15 protein-coding genes and 2 pseudogenes are annotated in these 17,799 nt (G+C 52.1%); all 17 read left to right on the top strand.

Annotation, left to right across the window (positions count from 1 at the left end; translation table 11 throughout):
- Positions 1-785 (top strand): type VI secretion system Vgr family protein (locus BS626_RS17460; protein WP_139308864.1); only part of this gene is annotated, 785 nt, incomplete at its 5' end.
- A 9-nt stretch (positions 786-794) separates the two neighbouring features.
- Positions 795-1,334: a DUF3828 domain-containing protein gene (locus tag BS626_RS17465; protein ID WP_075183644.1), complete on the top strand. Its 540-nt coding sequence runs from the start codon at positions 795-797 to the stop codon at positions 1,332-1,334.
- A 13-nt stretch (positions 1,335-1,347) separates the two neighbouring features.
- On the top strand, positions 1,348-4,083 hold the full coding sequence (locus tag BS626_RS17470; RefSeq protein ID WP_075183645.1) for a glycoside hydrolase family 104 protein: 2,736 nt from the start codon (positions 1,348-1,350) through the stop codon (positions 4,081-4,083).
- 1 nt (position 4,084) lies between these two features.
- On the top strand, positions 4,085-4,525 hold the full coding sequence (locus BS626_RS17475) for a hypothetical protein (protein ID WP_075183646.1): 441 nt from the start codon (positions 4,085-4,087) through the stop codon (positions 4,523-4,525).
- Between the two features lie 52 nt (positions 4,526-4,577).
- Positions 4,578-5,073: pseudogene (locus BS626_RS18465) on the top strand (hypothetical protein); the annotation flags it as partial.
- A gap of 516 nt (positions 5,074-5,589) precedes the next feature.
- Positions 5,590-6,033, top strand: a complete 444-nt coding sequence (locus BS626_RS18470) for a hypothetical protein (protein ID WP_139308865.1) — start codon at positions 5,590-5,592, stop codon at positions 6,031-6,033.
- A gap of 313 nt (positions 6,034-6,346) precedes the next feature.
- Positions 6,347-6,598: pseudogene (locus BS626_RS19110) on the top strand (hypothetical protein); the annotation flags it as partial.
- Between the two features lie 333 nt (positions 6,599-6,931).
- Entirely contained in the window at positions 6,932-7,333 is a 402-nt protein-coding gene (locus tag BS626_RS17490) for a lysozyme inhibitor LprI family protein (protein WP_075183649.1), read from the top strand.
- A 62-nt stretch (positions 7,334-7,395) separates the two neighbouring features.
- Positions 7,396-7,659 (top strand): PAAR domain-containing protein, encoded by a 264-nt coding sequence (locus BS626_RS17495; protein ID WP_075183655.1) that lies wholly within the window; start codon positions 7,396-7,398, stop codon positions 7,657-7,659.
- Positions 7,660-7,661: 2 nt separating this feature from the next.
- Positions 7,662-8,870, top strand: coding sequence for a hypothetical protein (locus tag BS626_RS17500; protein ID WP_075183650.1), 1,209 nt, complete (start codon positions 7,662-7,664; stop codon positions 8,868-8,870).
- Positions 8,863-12,234: an ImcF-related family protein gene (locus BS626_RS17505; protein WP_075183651.1), complete on the top strand. Its 3,372-nt coding sequence runs from the start codon at positions 8,863-8,865 to the stop codon at positions 12,232-12,234. The genes BS626_RS17500 and BS626_RS17505 overlap by 8 nt, the downstream gene beginning before the upstream one ends.
- 2 nt (positions 12,235-12,236) lie before the next feature.
- Positions 12,237-13,292, top strand: coding sequence for a hypothetical protein (locus tag BS626_RS18160; protein WP_240494331.1), 1,056 nt, complete (start codon positions 12,237-12,239; stop codon positions 13,290-13,292).
- Positions 13,289-13,657: a type VI secretion system domain-containing protein gene (locus tag BS626_RS18935; RefSeq protein ID WP_240494332.1), complete on the top strand. Its 369-nt coding sequence runs from the start codon at positions 13,289-13,291 to the stop codon at positions 13,655-13,657. The genes BS626_RS18160 and BS626_RS18935 overlap by 4 nt, the downstream gene beginning before the upstream one ends.
- Before the next feature lie 33 nt (positions 13,658-13,690).
- Positions 13,691-15,460 carry a type VI secretion system baseplate subunit TssF gene (gene tssF / locus BS626_RS17515; RefSeq protein ID WP_075183652.1) on the top strand — a complete coding sequence of 590 codons (1,770 nt, stop codon included), beginning with the start codon at positions 13,691-13,693 and terminating at the stop codon, positions 15,458-15,460.
- A complete protein-coding gene (tssG, locus tag BS626_RS17520) occupies positions 15,424-16,506 on the top strand; it encodes a type VI secretion system baseplate subunit TssG (protein WP_075183653.1) in 1,083 nt (360 codons plus the stop codon). Before tssF ends, tssG begins: the two co-directional genes overlap by 37 nt.
- Before the next feature lie 35 nt (positions 16,507-16,541).
- Entirely contained in the window at positions 16,542-17,066 is a 525-nt protein-coding gene (gene tssJ, locus BS626_RS17525) for a type VI secretion system lipoprotein TssJ (protein WP_075183654.1), read from the top strand.
- A 4-nt stretch (positions 17,067-17,070) separates the two neighbouring features.
- A partial coding sequence (locus BS626_RS17530) for a type VI secretion system Vgr family protein (protein ID WP_139308866.1) occupies positions 17,071-17,799 on the top strand: 729 nt, incomplete at its 3' end.

A 17,799-nucleotide genomic window follows, 5' to 3' on the forward strand; every position in this document is an offset into this window, starting at 1 on the left:
TGGTCAACGGCCAGCGTGAAAAGCGCGGGGCCGGTTTTGAACTGCGAACGGATGAGCATGGCGCAGTCCGCGCGGCAAAAGGGCTGTTCCTGACGGCGGATGCCCAGGCCAAAGCGCAGGGGCCGGTGCTGGAAATGGCCCCTGCGATAAACCAGATTAACCAGGCCAACCGCCAGATGCAGGCCCTGAACGGCGCCGCCGAAGCGGCCGGCGCGCTGGTATCCGATATCAACACGCAGATAAGCCTCGTCACCGACAGAATCAAAGACCTACAGTCAGCGGTCCTGCTGTGCAGCGCACCGCAGGGGGTGGCACTGACCTCAGGCGAGCACCTTCAGCTCAGCAGCATCCGCAACACCATGATCAATGCCGGTCAGCATCTTGATGTCGGTGCGATGAAAAATCTTTCTGTAACGGTAGAAAAAGCGCTTGGGATGTTTGTGCATAAAGAGGGGGCGAAGCTGGTTGCCAACCAGGGAGACATCGAGATTCAGGCTCAGCACAACGCGATGGCGCTGTTTTCTGAAAAGCAGCTGACGGTGACCAGCAGTGAAGACGAAATTATTATCAACACCCCGGAAACGCTGACGCTTAACGGTGGCGGATCTTATCTGAGGCTGAGTAAAAACGGGATTGAGCACGGCTCATCAGGTGAGTTCATTATGAAGACGTCTGACTATCTGGTACCAGGCTCAGGCGCAAATCTCCCCAACGAAACACCCAGTTTCAGCCTGACGGATATCACTCAGGAAAGCAAAATCAGCAGTAAGTCATCTAATGATTGAGGGTCGAAAATGAAATCATTAACTCATAACTTATTTCATTCTTTTATTTGTGTATTCCTGTTTTCTTTTTCGTATTTAGCGTTTGCTGCTGAATCAACAAGCCCTGAAGATATTGTACATGACTTTTACTCAGAATATCTTAAGGATGACGCAGGGAATAATGACGCATTAGTTAAAAAGAACGTTTCTGATCAACTAATTAATAGCATTGCTGATTCCACAATGTGTAATTATGACTCTGATGACTCGGTATCAGCATCAGAATTAGAAAAAAAATGCTCACAGAAACATGAGTGCAAACAATATAAAGGAAATTACATTTGTGAGTGGGGCGGTGTTTGGATTGAGTCTGACGTTAACTATTTTACGAAATCTCAGGATGTATACCCTTCCTGGAAGTTGAATATTAAGACCAGCACTATTACGAACAATGGAGGCAAGTCTGTGGTTGAAGTTGTTTTGGGGAATGATTCTGAACCTAAAAACATACTCAAAGTCTCCCTTAGAAAAATCAACACTGACTGGAAAATCGTCGGCGTAACGGAATAGTGAGGCTGAATCCATGTGGAATAATAGTGCATCAGTTAGTTACATTAATAGTCATGTTGAGCCCAGAAGTCTTGGGAAATGTGCTGCATATGTCAGAAGAGCAGTGGAAGCTGGTGGTGTAAAAATTAAGATTCCGCCACCAAGGATTGGAAACTCTGCATCAGCATGTGATTACGGCCCATCTTTCGAGGCCATAGGTTTTAAACCTGTGTATTCTTATACAGGTTCAGGCCCTACGGACACAGCAATAATACCCGGGCAAAAAGCAGGTGATATTGTTGTAATTCAACCTATTGATGGGCATCCTCATGGACACATAGCTTTGTTTAATGGCACTGACTGGGTTTCAGATTTCATTCAACTTAGAGGATTTTATCCCGGACAGCAATATCGAAACATAAAGCCCGCATATATTCTTTATCGTTACACTGACGATACGGCTTCTGTTAGTAATATTGACGGGAAAAAGCAATTTATCAAAATTGTCTGGCCGATCCCCTCCAATAGCAGGGGGAGTGAGTTCAAAAATCAGGAAGAGATCCTCTCTCATGTCGGGGGGGAATCCACCGGCCAGTATATGATTGGCCGCAGTGGCATGTGGCATGGCGGGATCCATATCACGGAAGCCACGACCCCGTGGTGTGCTCTTGGTGGAAAGTCTCCTCTTGAAGCACTGGATTTCCCGGTCCCCTTTAAAGGTGAGCAGGCCGTGCGATGCATGGCTGACGGGGAAGTGGTTGCCTATCGTGTCTGCAAGGATTATCTGACGATTGCATGGGAATCTGGTCCGCTTAGCTTTTCCGGTTCGTTTGTTCTGGTTAAACACGTTATTCAACCGGGGGAGAAGGAATCCAGCGGGCTGCATTTCTATACCCTGTATATGCACCTGGCCCCCTATTCAGCCTATAGTGTCAATCCGGCGGAAACAAAGTGGACAGTCCAGGATACGCTTACGGCCTACGATCCAGAATGGGTCATGACCGCCAGTACCAACAATAAAAGTACCAGTGAAAGCTATCGCAAGGGTACGATCCCAAAAGGATCTGTTGTTGAGTGGGATAAAACAGACAGCAGCCTCCATACCGTTGCATTTAATCAGCGAGAGTATGGCCTTGTTACCTTTGTTAGCCTCTCAGAACAGGCGTTGAAAAAGGGCAAGAAAACATCCCTGAAGCCAGGGCAGCAATACTGGATGCTTGTGGACAAAAACAACCTGTCTCCTGGCACTGATGGGGTGGTACAGCCTTCCTGGTGGCAGAAACTCATGCCGCCAGCAAAAGAAGCGATGAAATTTGACCAGGTAGTATGCCCGACTCCCTTTGCTATCAGTGCAGGTGATCCTGTTGGTCATATGGGATATTATCAGGCGCCTAAGGATGGCGGATATGAAGCGCGATACCAGGTGCATATCGAATGCACGAGTATGGATGATAACCTGGAAACGTTCCTGACCAACCCTGAGCAGGTGGGAGAAAAGAATCCACTCTGGCTGAAGTACGCGCCGGGCCTTACGTTGTACAAAAAAGATGTTGCAACAGGAACATTCACAGTAGATACAAGGGCAACAACCAGGGCGGGGATCCTTCCACTGAGTCAGGTGCAAACGGAAGTCGATAAGTCGACCAAACAGGAATACTGGCAGCTGCGAACAGAAAATGCTTACGCCCCCAAAGGTCAGGCGGAACCTCAACTTTTGTCGCAGTATGATCTGGCAAAGCTGGGCTTCAGAACGGAAACCGCAGAGCCTGACAGCTTTGATTACCTGGATGGAAAAAACCAGCCCACTGGATTCTTCCGTAACCTCATCGATTCGCTTTACCAGGCCGCTACCAATGATCCGCGAACCAGTCATGCTCTCGTGAAGGATAATTATCAGCGCCTGCTGGATAAAATTGACAGTGGAAGTGATCGTTATTCTCCAATGGAATACTGGAGAGCACTGCATAACCCTGACTATCGTGATGTCATTCAAAAAACAATCGTGAAGCATCCAAGCGACTGGTACTTCAAAAAAGGTGATGCTATCTGGCAACCTTTCCTCAATGCGCTGAAAAAAGATGCGCCAGAATGGAAGAAATACAGTGAAGATTTTCTCGATAAAATGGCATGGATGCAGGATGTGACAACTGAGAAACTGGGGCCTTCATTGTGGCATATGCATCCGATTGTTTTCTTAAGTTATTTTTTCTCAAAAGCTATAACTATAGAAGAAGCAAGGGTAAGGGCTTTCATGAGAATGATCAGGGTATGTGAAGGAACTACGGGTGAGCAGGGTTATGAACGATTATTTGGTGGAGAATCATTCATAAAGGATTATCATAAAACTTTCGCAACACATCCCCAGATTAAAATTACGAGGACAAATAAGAAGACTGGGAAGGTTTATATATCTTCAGCAGCCGGGGCATATCAAGTTATGGGATATACTTGGGAAGACCGCTCTACTGCTTTTTGGAGAGGTCAATATGGCATTGCCGATTTTAGTCCTGAATCTCAAGATTTACTTTGTGTTGTAATACTCAAGGAGAAAGTACGAGATAATGCATTAAATATGATTACTCAAGGTAATATCAAAGAAGCTATTGAGAATAGTTGCAGTTATGAATGGGCAAGTCTACCACCCGGTCGACATGGTCAACCAATTAAGTCTTTGAGCGAATGTTTAAGGCTTTACGATGACTTCCTCAAAGAAGAATTGGAAGGTAAATCAAACTTACATATAAAAAATGGGTTTTTAAATGATTTCTAAAATGCGAAAATTAATTATTTCACTAGTATGCTTATTCCCAGTTTTAGTATTTGCAAATATCGGAGAGGGGGTTGGTTATTGGGCCGTGAAGTGTGGTGGATTCGGTGGGTCCGTGGAAATCGAGTCATCAAATGAGGTCAAAATAAATATAAATGATAACAATCTTTATGTTTCCGGTTTTATACAAAAAGATTACAATGGCCAATTAAAGTTATTTTATAAGGATGTGATTGAGACAATGAATGAGACAATTGACTGGACTGTAATTTCTAAGAGCAAACCTATTGCTGATGTTACATTCAAAAATGGCACTATGCATATGAAATGGAAAGGTTTCTTTGATACAAAACATAATAATTACATCTGGAAATCAGAACCGGATTTTGTTGTCGCTTCCGGTGATCGACTTAATGTTGAAATGAATAAGTGTGAGTTTAAATAATACCCAAAAAGTTATTATAATATATTTGACATCAGGATAGGGTTAATAGCATCTTTTATCACAGCCTGATTCGGCAAAGTTGGGTTTCAGAACTGAAACCGCAAAGCCCACCAGCCATGATTACCTCGATGGGAAAAACCAGCCCATTGGATTCTTCCGTAGCCTTATCGATTCGCTCTATCAGGCCGCGACCGGTGATACGCGAACCAGTCATGCCCTGGTGAAGCATAATTATCAGCGCCTGCTGGATAAAATTGACAGCGGAAGCGACCGTTACTCTCCGATGGAATACTGAAGAGCATTTCATAATCCCGACTATCGGGACGTGATTCAGAAAGCAATCGTAAAACATCCCAGCGACTGGTATTTCAAAAAAGGTGATGCTATCTGGCAACCTATCCTCAATGCGCTGAAAAAAGATGCGCCAGAATGGAAGAAATACAGTGAAGATTTTATCGATAAAATGGCATGGATGCAGGATGTGACAACTGAAAAACTGGGGCCTTCGTTATGGCATATGCACCCGCTTAGATTCCTTGGCTCATTAAAGGACCAAAATCTTGATAAGATCGCATGGGGTGCTAAAGTTTCAAAAGAATTTAAGCTTAAGGTTATTGAGGTTTGTGAACGACTGGAAATAAATCCAGATTATTTGATGTTATGTATGGCATTTGAAACAGGAGAAACCTTTTCCCCAAGCGTTAAAAATCCGAATGGAAGTGCTACTGGCCTGATACAATTTATGTCGAATACTGCGCGCTCTTTAGGCACGACAACTAATGAATTGGCTGGCATGACCTCGGTTGAACACTTGAATTATGTGGAAAAATATTTAAAACCGTACACTGGAAAGATTAAAACAATTGAAGATGTTTATATGGTTATATTTTGCCCCAGGGCTGTAGGGAAACCAAACAGTTACATCCTGTATGATGAAGGGAGAAGCTATAATGATAATAAAGGCTTAGATCTGAATAAAGACAATGCAATAACCAAATATGAAGCAGGCTTTAAAGTAAGAGAGAAATTAAACTTAGGAATGAAAGAAGAATATCGAGGTTAACATGCGAAAAATTCTGTGTTTGATAGTTACACTTTTACCTATGTATAGTATGGCAAACAGTTTCTTTTTGCCCACAGTCCATTCAATAAAAAATGGAAACCAATGTGAAATATCTTTTAATGATAAAATTGTTTCGAAGCATGACTGTGAGTATGAATCTCCTTCCTATTTGAAATCTTACTCTCTCCTTGCTGACTCTTGGACTGGAGTATGGATATTCCAAGACTCTCCAATGGGAAATGCTTGTGAGGCAGAAGCAATCAGAATCATTTCCTTGGATTCTGAAAATAAAATCCAGGTGCATAAGCCGATAGATTATTGCATGGGGTCTGTTATGATTAATAATGACGGCGATAAAGTCAAAATTAATATTCAAGATATCAATGATTCTAAAAAATCTGAGGTGTGGATATTTAAAGACAACAAACTAGAGAAGCTAAAATAGCTACATTTCCTATAATCACTGGTCGGTGTTTTGTTTTTTGTCAGCATTGCCCCAGTTGTTCAATTAATAACCTCCAAAAGTTGAGGTGGTGCTTTTAAAAAAACGCTCGGTGAATTTATGAAAAATCTTATTGGCATTCTGTTATTGCCAGCATTTTGTTATGCAAGTACTGCAAATGTTTTCAAATCATCTTGCGGTGGTGTTCAATACAGTATCGAATCATTTTGTAGTGTAAGTAAGCTTAAAGGTGATTAGGGTAAACTTGACATACCAATTTGCAGCAAGCAAATTTTCGTGCTTGGTAAGGAAAAGGAGAGCACTTCACAATCCTGACTATCGTGACGTTATTCAGAAAACTATCGTAAAACATCCCAGCGACTGGTACTTCAAAAAAGGTGATGCTATTTGGCAACCTTTCCTCAATGCGCTGAAAAAAGAAGCCCCAGAATGGAAGAAGTATAGCGAAGATTTTCTTGAAAAAATGGCATGGATGCAGGATGTTATATCTGAAAAACTTGGTCCTTCATTATGGCATATGCATCCAATTAAGTTTTTGGCAACGTTAAAATTCAAGGGCAGTACTGGATGGGCGCATAGTCCATTTGCTGATTTATTAGGGCATGTTGAATCTAAAAATGATTATACCGCATATAATAAAACGTGGCCTCATCCCAACCCAACTCACATTGAGGCTCATTATAAAACAAACTTGACGTCGATGACTATAAGTCAAGTCATGAGTGCGCAATCTCGATTTGATATGTTTGCTACTGGGCGCTTCCAAATCATTCCCAGAACCTTAAAAAGTGCCGTGGAAAAATTAAAGCTAGATTGATTGTAGAACCAGGCACTTAGAGGTAAGTTAAATTACTAGTGCCTCCACTGGATTGTTCAAAAAATGAAGATTAAGAACAAAACACTGACTTTACTTCTAATACTCCCTTGTATTTCACATGCTGCGCTAAGCGACTATTCCAAGATTGAAACTGATTGTCGCAAAATGAATCAAGATATAAATAACGCTGTTGTAATGGGTTGTGCCGACCAGGCATCAGACGCCGCAAAGAAAGACATGAACATTGTTTATCAGAAAATATACAGAATCATTAAAGCGCGTGGAATATCTGACATTACAAGTAAATTCGAGACGGCGCAAAAAAACTGGATTGCTTCACGTGAAAATTGGTGTGATGTTCAAGGATTTCTAATCGGTTCGCCAATGTACAGCGTATGCCGTATGGACATGAACATTTCAAGAGTGAATGAGTTAAATGACTTACTGGGACAGATTCAGGATTAATATGTCTGGAGGCTAGTTACTTTAACCTAATGAAAATTATTAACTCGCAGAGGTCCTTATTAATGCTCCAGATTATCCGTAAAGGCGATAAAACCACTCACGGCGGCTCGGTCCTGACCGCCTCAGAAACGATGAAATTCGGCGGTATTGGCGTTGCCCGTAAAGGTGACAAAGTGTCCTGCCCGGTTCCGGGACATGGCCCGACAATCATCGTAGAAGGCAACCCTGATTATCTTGATCATGGTATCCCGGTTGCCTTTCACGGTCATAAATGTGCCTGTGGTTGCACATTGATCAGTTCATTTGCCGCTGCAAAGGTTGCCTGATTATGCCCGTCTGGCTGGATGCCATCCCTGAACAGGCTCCTAAGGCAGCGCGTCCCGGCACCGGCCGTTGGCTGCTCTTCCTCGCGTTTGTCATGCTGGGGGGCATCGCGCTCACGCTAGGGTGCTGGACGTCAGAGCGAAGCGGATTTGTCTTCTGGTTCACCGCGCTGGGGCTTCCGTTTTGCACCTGGGGGCTTCTTTTCGGTTTACGCCGGTTTGCCTATAAAGCTGAGCAGGTGGGGGCCGAGTCGCGGAATGTCGAAAGAGAAAGACTCATCGACAGTGAAATTCGGCGCGGTCAGCGCTGCGCCTGGATCCTCGGCACTTATATCCAGAGTCCGGCCGGAAACAAAACCGACGATCTGCTGGAAGTAATGAAACTCGCCGCTCCCGCTATCGATTTCTCGCACCCCAGAGGGTGTGACAAACCGGTCAGATATGCGGCCTTAACAGCCTATCAGGCGGATTTATCGAAAGCGCTCAAAGCAGCAGTCACTAAGCTGACCACGCGTGTGGATGTAATTGTTCAGCCACTTCCGCCCGAGCTGCCATGCTGGCTGATGCTGGACTGCGACCGTGACCTGTATCCCCTGGTTGAAGAGCCGCTTAAAGCCGAGCTTTCACTCAAAACCGGCAGGATATTTCGCCTGATGGCCGGAAAAGGGCTGGGGGCGTTTGACGCCTGGCTGGACAAGCGATGGGACCATCCGGGCATTCTGGTTGCCATCACGCTGTCGTTACCGGCGGCCCCCCGGGAAGAAGACGCTGATGCTGTCTCGATGGTGGTATTGAGCAACCGCAAAGCCCACGCCTGGCCGGATGCGCTTCGCCTTCATCGCCCGGAAAGGGGCCCTGAAGCCACGTTGGCTAAAACGCTTAAACGTGCATTGCTTTGGGCCAACATCGGTCCCGACGTACTCCGGGGCAGCTGGATTTCTGGTCCAGGTCTGACAGCAGGGAGCGGCTGGAATAATGCCTGCGAGGCGAGCGGTGTGGCATTTAGTCTTTCTGAAGACAACTTCAGCATCGATCCGGTGCTGGGCTACACCGGCCATGCCGCTCCATGGGTCGCCATCACGCTTGCCGATGCAGCCTTTGAACAACGAGGGGTGCAGGTTATCGCCGCACAACCCGCCGCTGACAAAGACGACATCTGGGTAGCGGTCATCACCAAAGAAGACGTTCGCAAGGAATCGCCTAAGCATGTCTAAAGTAAAAGTTAAAACACTCATCGGCTCGGTGGTGACTGTCGCCTTTTTTCTGACGGTCATCGTGGCATTTCTGTTTTATGCCTTTCCGGAAAATGTCGCCTCTGCCACGGGGTTTGGGCCGTATGACGGGCAACGGATCCTCACATTCTGCGCCATCCTGGTTGCCGCGATGCTTTTATTCGGCTGGCTGATTGAGAAGGCCTTCGACGTCGCCGGTAAATCGGGGCTGTATTTCCACTGGGGTCAGAAAAAGGCGCAGATGGTCGCCCCGGCAACAGGCACCATTGCGAGCGAAGATGATGAAGAAGAGCCGGTCTTCAGTGAGGATGCGGTGTCCGAACACCTGCGCTTTCGCTATGGCCGTCGCTGGCAGCGTAAAGTGCGAATCCTGCTGGTGATGGGTAATCCGGACGACGTCGAGAAAGCGGCCCCGGGCTTGTCTCATGACCTCTGGCAGGAAGGCGACGGCAGCGTGCTGATTTATGGCGGTGATGCGCAGTCACTTCCGGATGAGATCTTTTTTGCAAAACTGAAGCGCCTGCGTTCCGGCCCGCCGGTTGATGGCATCGTCCAGGTGATGAGTGGCTCAGCCCTCCCGACGGATAGCGAACGGGATGCCTTCTTGCGTTGCCGCCAGAAAGCCGACCATCAGCTGGGCTGGCAGGCGCCTGTCTGGCTGTGGCTGACGGATAAAGCTAGCGCCGATCAGCCGGACGCGCAGCCGCCGGCTATCGGGGCGATGTTCGGGCCTGGAGGGACGCCGAAGGCCGCGAATGAGGCTATTCAGATCCTTATCTCACGACTTCGTGAGGTCGGGATAGCGCAGGTTGTGAATCATCCGGCACATGACGGCCTGCTTCAGCTCTCTTCCCGTCTGCAAAACGGGCTGAAATCCAGCCTGAACGCATTACTCAGTGGGGTGATGCAGGGAACTGCCGCCTGGCGTCTGCGTGGCATCATGTTCAGTCCGGAACTGGCCGGTGCGGGATCCCTACCTAACACGCGTCTTGATACCCCTGGCTGGGCGGCGGTGACGGATGATTGTGATGCCGTCAGCGCCAAAAAACGGGGCTATGACGGGCGGAAAGTGCGACGACTCGTCCTGCTGTCGCTGATTGTCTTATGGGGCGCAGGTACCTTGTTGTCTCTCGCCGTTAACCGTACCCAGATTTATCAGGCACAGGAAACGGCGAGGCAGGCGGCGGATACCGCATTACCGCTGACTGAACGCCTGCGTAACCAGCTCGTACTCCAGCAGGCCATCGCCCGTCTGCAGCATCGTGAGGCGACCGGCGCGCCATGGTACACCCGATTTGGCCTGAATCAGGACAGCGACACGCTGGCCGCGCTCTGGCCGCTGTATGCGAAAAATAATGCACAGCTGATGAGGGAGGCTACAGCAGATAGTCTCAGGCAGCAGCTGGCGGCCTTTGTCCAACTTCCTCCTGCCAGTGATGCCCGTACGCAAAGCTCGCAGTATATCTGGGGCGTACTCAAAAGTTACCTGATGATGGCCCGTCCGGACAAAGCAGACGCAGGCTGGCTGGCAAAAAACGTGATGAAAGCCTGGCCGACACGCCAGAATGTGCCGAATGGTGCCTGGCAGGAAATGGCACCGAAACTGCTGGGCTTTTATGCGCAAAACCTCCCGGCTCATCCGGAATGGAAAATTAAGCCTGACGCTGAATTAATTAGCACGATCCGTCAGATCCTGCTCAAGCAGATTGGCCAGCGCAACGCTGAGTCCGGGTTATATCAGGACATGCTTAAGCGCGTGGCCAGCAACTGGCCTGATTTAACGCTTGCCGATATGACCGGCGACACCGATGCCTCAACGGTATTCAGCACTGACGAAGTTGTGCCGGGAATGTTTACCCGCCAGGCCTGGGATGAACAGGTACAGGATGCGATTGACCAGGTGGTCAAGACTCGCCGCGACGAGATTGACTGGGTACTGACGGATAAGACCCACCAGACAGGGAGCGATATCTCCCCGGAGGCGCTGAAAGCCCGTCTGACAGAACGCTATTTTACCGATTTTGGTAATGCCTGGCTGAACATGGTTAACAGTATTCAATGGCAGCAGGCGAGCTCACTGTCTGAAGCGATTGCCCAGCTCAACCTGATCGGCGATGTCCGCCAGTCGCCACTGGTCGCCCTGATGAACACGCTGGCCTGGCAGGGCAAAACCGGGCAGAAGGGCGAAGCACTGGCCGATTCGATAGTGGATTCGGCGAAGAAGCTGATCGGTAAGGAAAAGCGTGTAAAACAGTTCATCGAACAGACTCAGGGGCCCAGAGGGCCGCTCGACGGTGTCTTTGGCCCGCTGATGGGGTTGATGCAAGGTAAAGAGGGGACGGGAAGCAACGGGAACCTCAGCTTCCAGTCCTGGCTGGCTCGCGTCACGCAGGTGCGCCTGAAGCTCCAGCAGGTCACCAGCGCCCCGGATCCGCAGGCGATGTCGCAGATGCTGGCTCAGACGGTCTTCCAGGGCAAAGCCATCGATCTGACCGACACCCGCGACTACGGCAGCCTGGTTGCGGCGAGTCTCGGGCAGGAGTGGAGCGGATTCGGCCAGTCGCTGTTTGTGCAGCCATTGGATCTGGCCTGGCGACAGGTGCTTGCCCCGGCGGCGGAAAGTCTCAATGCCCGCTGGCAGACAACCATTGTCGATCAGTGGAATACGGCCTTTGCGGGACGCTACCCGTTTAAAGCCACCGGCAGCGATGCCTCGCTGCCGCTGCTGGCGCAGTTCCTGCGAAGTGACTCAGGCCGAATCAGCGCGTTCCTGAAAACCAACCTTGGCGGGATCCTTCATCAGGAGGGGAACCGCTGGATTGTTGACCCTTCTGCCAGTCAGGGGATGATTGTTAGCCAGGATTTTCTCCGGGCGATTAACCAGCTGGCGGAACTGTCAGATATCGTCTTCTCACGAGGCGATGCGGGCGTTCATTTCGAACTGATGGCGCGTCCCTCACGGGATGTTGCCAGGGTGCAACTGAGCCTTGATGAGCAGAAGCTGGATTACTTCAATCAGATGGAAAGCTGGCAAAGCTTCACCTGGCCCGGAAACACGTATTATCCAGGCGTATCACTCAGCTGGCGCAGTGTGAGCAGTGGCATGCAGCTGTATGCCAACAACCAGGGCAACTGGGGATTCATTCGCCTGCTGGCCCGGGCACACATCACTCCGCTTGACGCCAGCCGTACACAGCTGGTGTGGATCACCGCCGATGGCAACCCGCTGAAGTTTGTGATGCGCAGCGAGCTCGCAAATGGTCCCCTGGCATTGCTGAAACTTCAGGGGTTCACGCTGCCCGGATCAATCTTCAACGCCGGCGCTGGCGCAAAGGAGGAGCAGTAATCATGGGCAAGGCGCTGCACCCGATCCTGGCCTTCACCAGGCAGGGAAAAGGCTGGTCTTCGGGGATTGGCTGCAAAGTGGACCGCTGGCGGGAGGCCAAATCAGCGGCCCCCAGGCGTTTTATGACGTTTTATTCGCGTCAGGCATGGCTTACGGACTGGCTGAAGCATCATCCGGCGCCAGCAAAAGGGTTTCTTTCTCTTGTGATCATGACGCGCTTTCCACCGCACAGTGTTTATATGACGCTCGCGGCCTGGCGTGCGGGTAAGACGCTTCTTCACTGCGACAAGTCATGCATTAACGTGCTGGGAGAAACCCGTCAGACCGATACGTTGTCAGGAAAAAGGTTTCGACGTCGGCCTTTCTGGGGCGGCTGGCTCGGTTTTATGGCAGATACCGTCTTTTTCAACCCTCAGGGCGCATTGTTGGGCGCACTTTTCACGCTGGCTGATCATCACCGCGAAACGGATGCGCGGCTTTCGCTGACGCTGTCGCAGGGCCCGGCCTCCGGGCGTAACATACCGCGGGGCGGGACGTCTCTCGCCCTGAGCGATCCGTTATCCACCGTGATAACCCAGCAGGATGAGGGAGGCCAGGACGGCTGGCATGCCGTGCTGCCGGTGCTGTTCTGGCTATGTGCTGAGCACAGCAAATGGGAAAAACGGGGGAGGCCCGTGCGTTCCGCCTTCGGATGCCTGGGCAAACATCAACGCCTCATCCCGGCGGAGAGGCTTGTGCTGATTGTTGCAGGCGTCCGGGCCGGCTCTGGACTGGGGCAGATACCGCGATCCCCGTACCTCTGGCAGGAGCTCAGCCATGCCGGTCCCCTCTGGAATACCTGGACCGACGCCCTCTTTTTCGTTCGGCGTCTGCGGCTTAAGCGCCTCCCGGGGCCCGAAACGCTGGCATGGAATGGCGGCCCCCGGTCTGCTGACGACGTGACCGCCAGCTGGATTGCTGAAAAAATGAATGCAGAAGGCCTGATGTACGGCCCGAACCCGCTCCCGTCGTTAATGGCCAGGCTGATGGTGTGTTACTCCTTGAGTCCAAGGCCATGAAGAAGGGAGACACGAAAGGGCCCGAGGCGGCGCTTGCCTGGCTCCACCCGTCCCAACCGGGGATGGATACGCCCCGCCATCGCTGGCTAATGCGCCTGCTGATGGCGCGGATGGCTGAGCAGGGTGGCCGTAACGGCGTGGCGCGCCACCTGCCTGACGAACTGACTGCCGGCGCCCCTCAGCTGTCGCTGGTTAACTGGGAGCCCGCGCGGTGGTTTGCGCTCCAGGCCCATCGTCTGACATTACTGCGCAGGAAAGCCGGTCGCAGCGAATCCGATAAAACCCGTCTGATGCCCGAGATGGACAACTTGCCGGCGCGGCGTATTGCCATCGAGCCGGCCCGTGCCACGGTGCTCTGTGGCTAACTTTTTCTTTTAAAACTTTCAGGAATGTCGTGCATGGATGATTTGACCCTGCGCTATTACGAAGCAGAGATGCGCTACCTGCGTGAGGCGGGTAAAGAGTTTGCCCGCGCTCATCCGGATCGGGCCGCAATGCTGAATCTGGATAAACCCGGCGCGCGTGATCCTTACGTGGAGCGTCTGTTCGAAGGCTTTGCCTTCCTGATGGGGCGTTTGCGTGAAAAGCTCGACGACGACCTGCCGGAGCTGACCGAAGGCCTGGTGAGCCTGCTGTGGCCGCACTACATGCGCACCATCCCGTCGCTGGCCATCGTAGAGTTTTCGCCTGACTGGCGTAGCCTGCGCCAGGCTGAGATGCTGCCAGAAGGCTTCTCCGTTTTGTCACGCCCTGTCGGGCCGCATAAGACAGCATGCCAGTACCGGACAACCCGCGATGTTCCCCTGCAACCACTGCATCTTGCGGACGTCCGCCTGCATACGGAAACCGATGGCCGCTCTGCTGTCCGTCTGCGCTTCGAATGCCCGGAAAAAGTGGACTGGAGTAAAGCCGGGATCGACAAGGTCGCCATCTTCCTTAACGCAGAGAGTCCGATCAGTTCAGCACTGCATCTGGCGATGACCCGACGGGTACACGCGATGTATGCCCGTCACGCCGGGACGCATACCGAGCGTCATCAGTTTGATGGCTGGTGCAAACCCATGGGCTTTGATGACCATGACGGTCTCTGGAAGAAAGCCGATACCGCTTTCAGCGGTTATAAACTGCTGCTGGAGTATTTCAGCTTCCGTCCGAAGTTTATGTTTGTTGAGCTGCGCGGTCTCGACGCCCTTGGGCTCACTGAGGCCAGCACCTGGTTTGAAATCGACATCGTGCTCAGTGAGGCCTGGTCATCCGATCTGCCTTTTGAGACAGAAAACTTCCGGCTGCACTGTGCGCCGGTCATTAATCTCTTTACCCTGGAAGCCGATCCACTGACGCTTAACCCGCTGGAGAACGAATACTTGCTCAGGCCGCTGCGTCTTCAGGATGGTCACACCGAGATTTACAGCGTCGACAGCATCCACGGTGCCATAAAAAATGGCAAACATCCTTACGTACCGTTTACCAGCTTCCGCCACCGGGGCGGCATGATGCGCCACGATGCGCCTGAGCGTTATTACCATACCCGCGTGAAACGGGGGCCGTCAGGGCTCTATGACACCTGGCTCATACTCGGAGGCCGATCATTCGAACTGGAACAGCTGTCTGAGAAATCCGAGTCGCTGTCGATGCGCATTACCGGCACCAACGGACAACTCCCGCGTAAGGCGCTGGCCAGCACCCTGCTGGACCGGCCCGTAAAAGCCGGCAAGGTGCCCGTCAGGATCCTGAACCTCACGGCACCCACCATGCCACTGTATCCCCCGGCAAACGACCGCTTTCACTGGCGTGTCATGAGTCATCTGGGATCAAACTTCCTCAGCATGATGGATAACCCTGAAGTCCTGCGCGGGACGCTGGCGCTGTACGACTGGACCGACGACGAAATGAACCGTCGCCGGCTTGAGGCGATTGTGGCGGTGAAGCACACCCTGATCCGCCGCTTTGAAAAAGGTTTTATGCTCCGCGGCGTGGACATCGAGGTCACGCTCAACAGGGATAATTTTGCCGGTGAGGGGGATGTAAATCTCTTCGGAGAGATGTTGCATCGCTTCTTTGCGCTCTATGCCGATATTCACCTTTTCAATCAGCTCACGCTGGTGCTGCAACCAACAGGGAAACGACTGAGATGGCGCGAGAATCACAGCCAACACGTACCGGGCTGACGTTAGCCCTGAAAAAGGACATCTGGCGGGCCAATTTCTACCGTTTCTGCCAGCTGCTGGAGCAAGAGAACCCGGACGCCCCGAAACTGGGTGCCACCAGCCACCCGGGCAACGATCCGGTGCGTTTCAGGCCCTGGCCTGGTATGGGTTTTCCGGTCAGCACCCTGAAGGCGGTGGAGACCGATGAAGACCATCCGGAATTGCCGCCGACCGTCCGCACCACGTTCCTCGGGATGTACGGCGTGGATTCGCCACTGCCGACGATGTACCTGGATGACATTGCCCAGCGTCGTGAGGGGCATGAGGCCGTCACCTCGTTTCTGGATATTTTCAGTCACCGCATCACCACGCAGTACTATCGGATCTGGCGGAAATACGCCTGGCCCGCCACCTTCGAGGCGGGTGGCCGTGATGCGACATCGCAGTGCCTGCTGGGTCTGGTTGGACTTGGGATCCCGGGGACCGCCGAACAGGTGGCCACGCCGGTGTCCCGCTTTCTGGCCTTGCTCGGGACGATGCGGTTGCCCACCCGCAATGCTGAAGGCATTCGGGCCCTGGTGAGCCTGCTGGCGCCGAATACGCGGGCAGTCATCACTGAACCGGATCCGGTTAAAGTCCATATCGAAAATCGCACCCGGCTGGAAGCGGGAAATCGCGTCCGTCTTTCGCAGCGCGCCACGCTGGGTAAAACAGCCAAAGAGGCATGCAGCCGGGTGCTGGTGACGCTGGAAACGGAAGATCCGGACGAGGCCGAAGGGTGGTTACCCGGTGGGGTTTTGCATACCGATCTGCTGGTGTTACTGCGTGTTTATCTCGGCTACCGCAGCGATGTGCGTTTGCGCCTGACCGTACCTGTGCGATTGCTCCCTGAGCCTCGCCTGGGCAAGGGCAGGCGTATACAACTGGGCAGAACAGGTGTGCTGGGTCTGAAGGCAGGCAAACTCAGTACGCCGCGGGACAGTCTGACCGTCAATCTGGGCTGCTATGAAGGACTTCAATACTCCGCACTGTACGCCGCAGAACACGGGAATTACCGCTTCGATTAACCACGTATTCAAGCTATCAATAAAGGAACTTTTGCATGGCAACAGTAACCCGCTGGTGGGCGCTGACGCTTATTGCCTGCGGTCTGCTCGCAGGCTGCGGTCTGACACAGACCGTCTCTGACGGAGCGGTCAGCATCACGAAATCCCTCTTCTACAAGAAAATTAAAACGCTGCATCTGGATTTTGCCCCGCGCGCGGCCATTAACGCCGACGGCGAGCAGACGCCGCTGGCAACGATGGTGCGGGTTTATCAGCTCAGGGATCGGAAAGCGATTGATGCCGCCGATTATCAGACGCTGCTGCGTAATGCCGATACGGTCCTTAAAGACGACGTACTGGCGTCAAAATCGCTGCTGGTGATGCCCAACGGCAGCGTAACGCTCAATATGCCGATGGATGAAGACGCGCAGTTCGTGGCGGTGGTGGGACTGTTTAACCGCCCGGATCGGAAGGACAACCGCTGGCGCCTGGTGCTGACCCGCGACGACCTGGATCCGGACGCCCCCCGCACGATTGAGCTGGGCGACGGCTGGCTCAGCCTCGTGCCGGTAAAGGAGTGACGTAATGGATAACTGGTTAGCGCCGTTTGACGAACAGACCCGCTATGCTCTGGAGATCAATGACGGTCCGGTGACGCCGGACGTTCTGCGCTTTCGCGGCCGGGAAGCGCTGAGCGAGCCGTTCAGGTGGGACATTGAGTTCACGACCCGGCAGGCGTCTATCTCCCCGGAACGGGCGCTGATGAAATATGCCTCGTTGCGGATGCGTAGCGGCAAAAGCGTTCACGGCATAGTGACCCGCCTGGAATGGCTGTCCACATCAAAAGACCAGTCCCACTACCGGGTGACGCTCAGTTCGCGCCTGGCGCTGCTGGGATATACCCGCCAGTGCGCCGTGTTTCAGAACCAGTCCGTTCCGGAGGTGGTGGAGCAGGTATTGCGCAAACACGGGCTGGAGGGTGCGGATTTTGACTTCAGGCTGGAGCGCACGTACCCGCCGCGTGAAATTATCACCCAGTGGCGGGAGACGGACCTGCAGTTTATCCGGCGCATTCTGTCTGAGGTGGGCATTTACTGGCGCACGGAGATGGACGACGTGCGCGCTCTGGATACGTACATTTTTGCCGACGGCCAGCTGAGCTACCATTTTGACGTGCGCCTGCCGTACCGCGAGCCTTCGGGCCTGTTCGACGGGGCGGCGGAGTCGGTCTGGGACGTGCGGACCTGGCACGGCCCGGCCACCGGCGCCGTCGCCACGCGGGATTACAACTACCGCGCCGCCTGCGCGCCGATG

The organism is Pantoea sp. 1.19 (genome assembly GCF_001922585.1).
In the GTDB taxonomy this organism is placed as follows: Bacteria; Pseudomonadota; Gammaproteobacteria; order Enterobacterales; family Enterobacteriaceae; genus 1-19.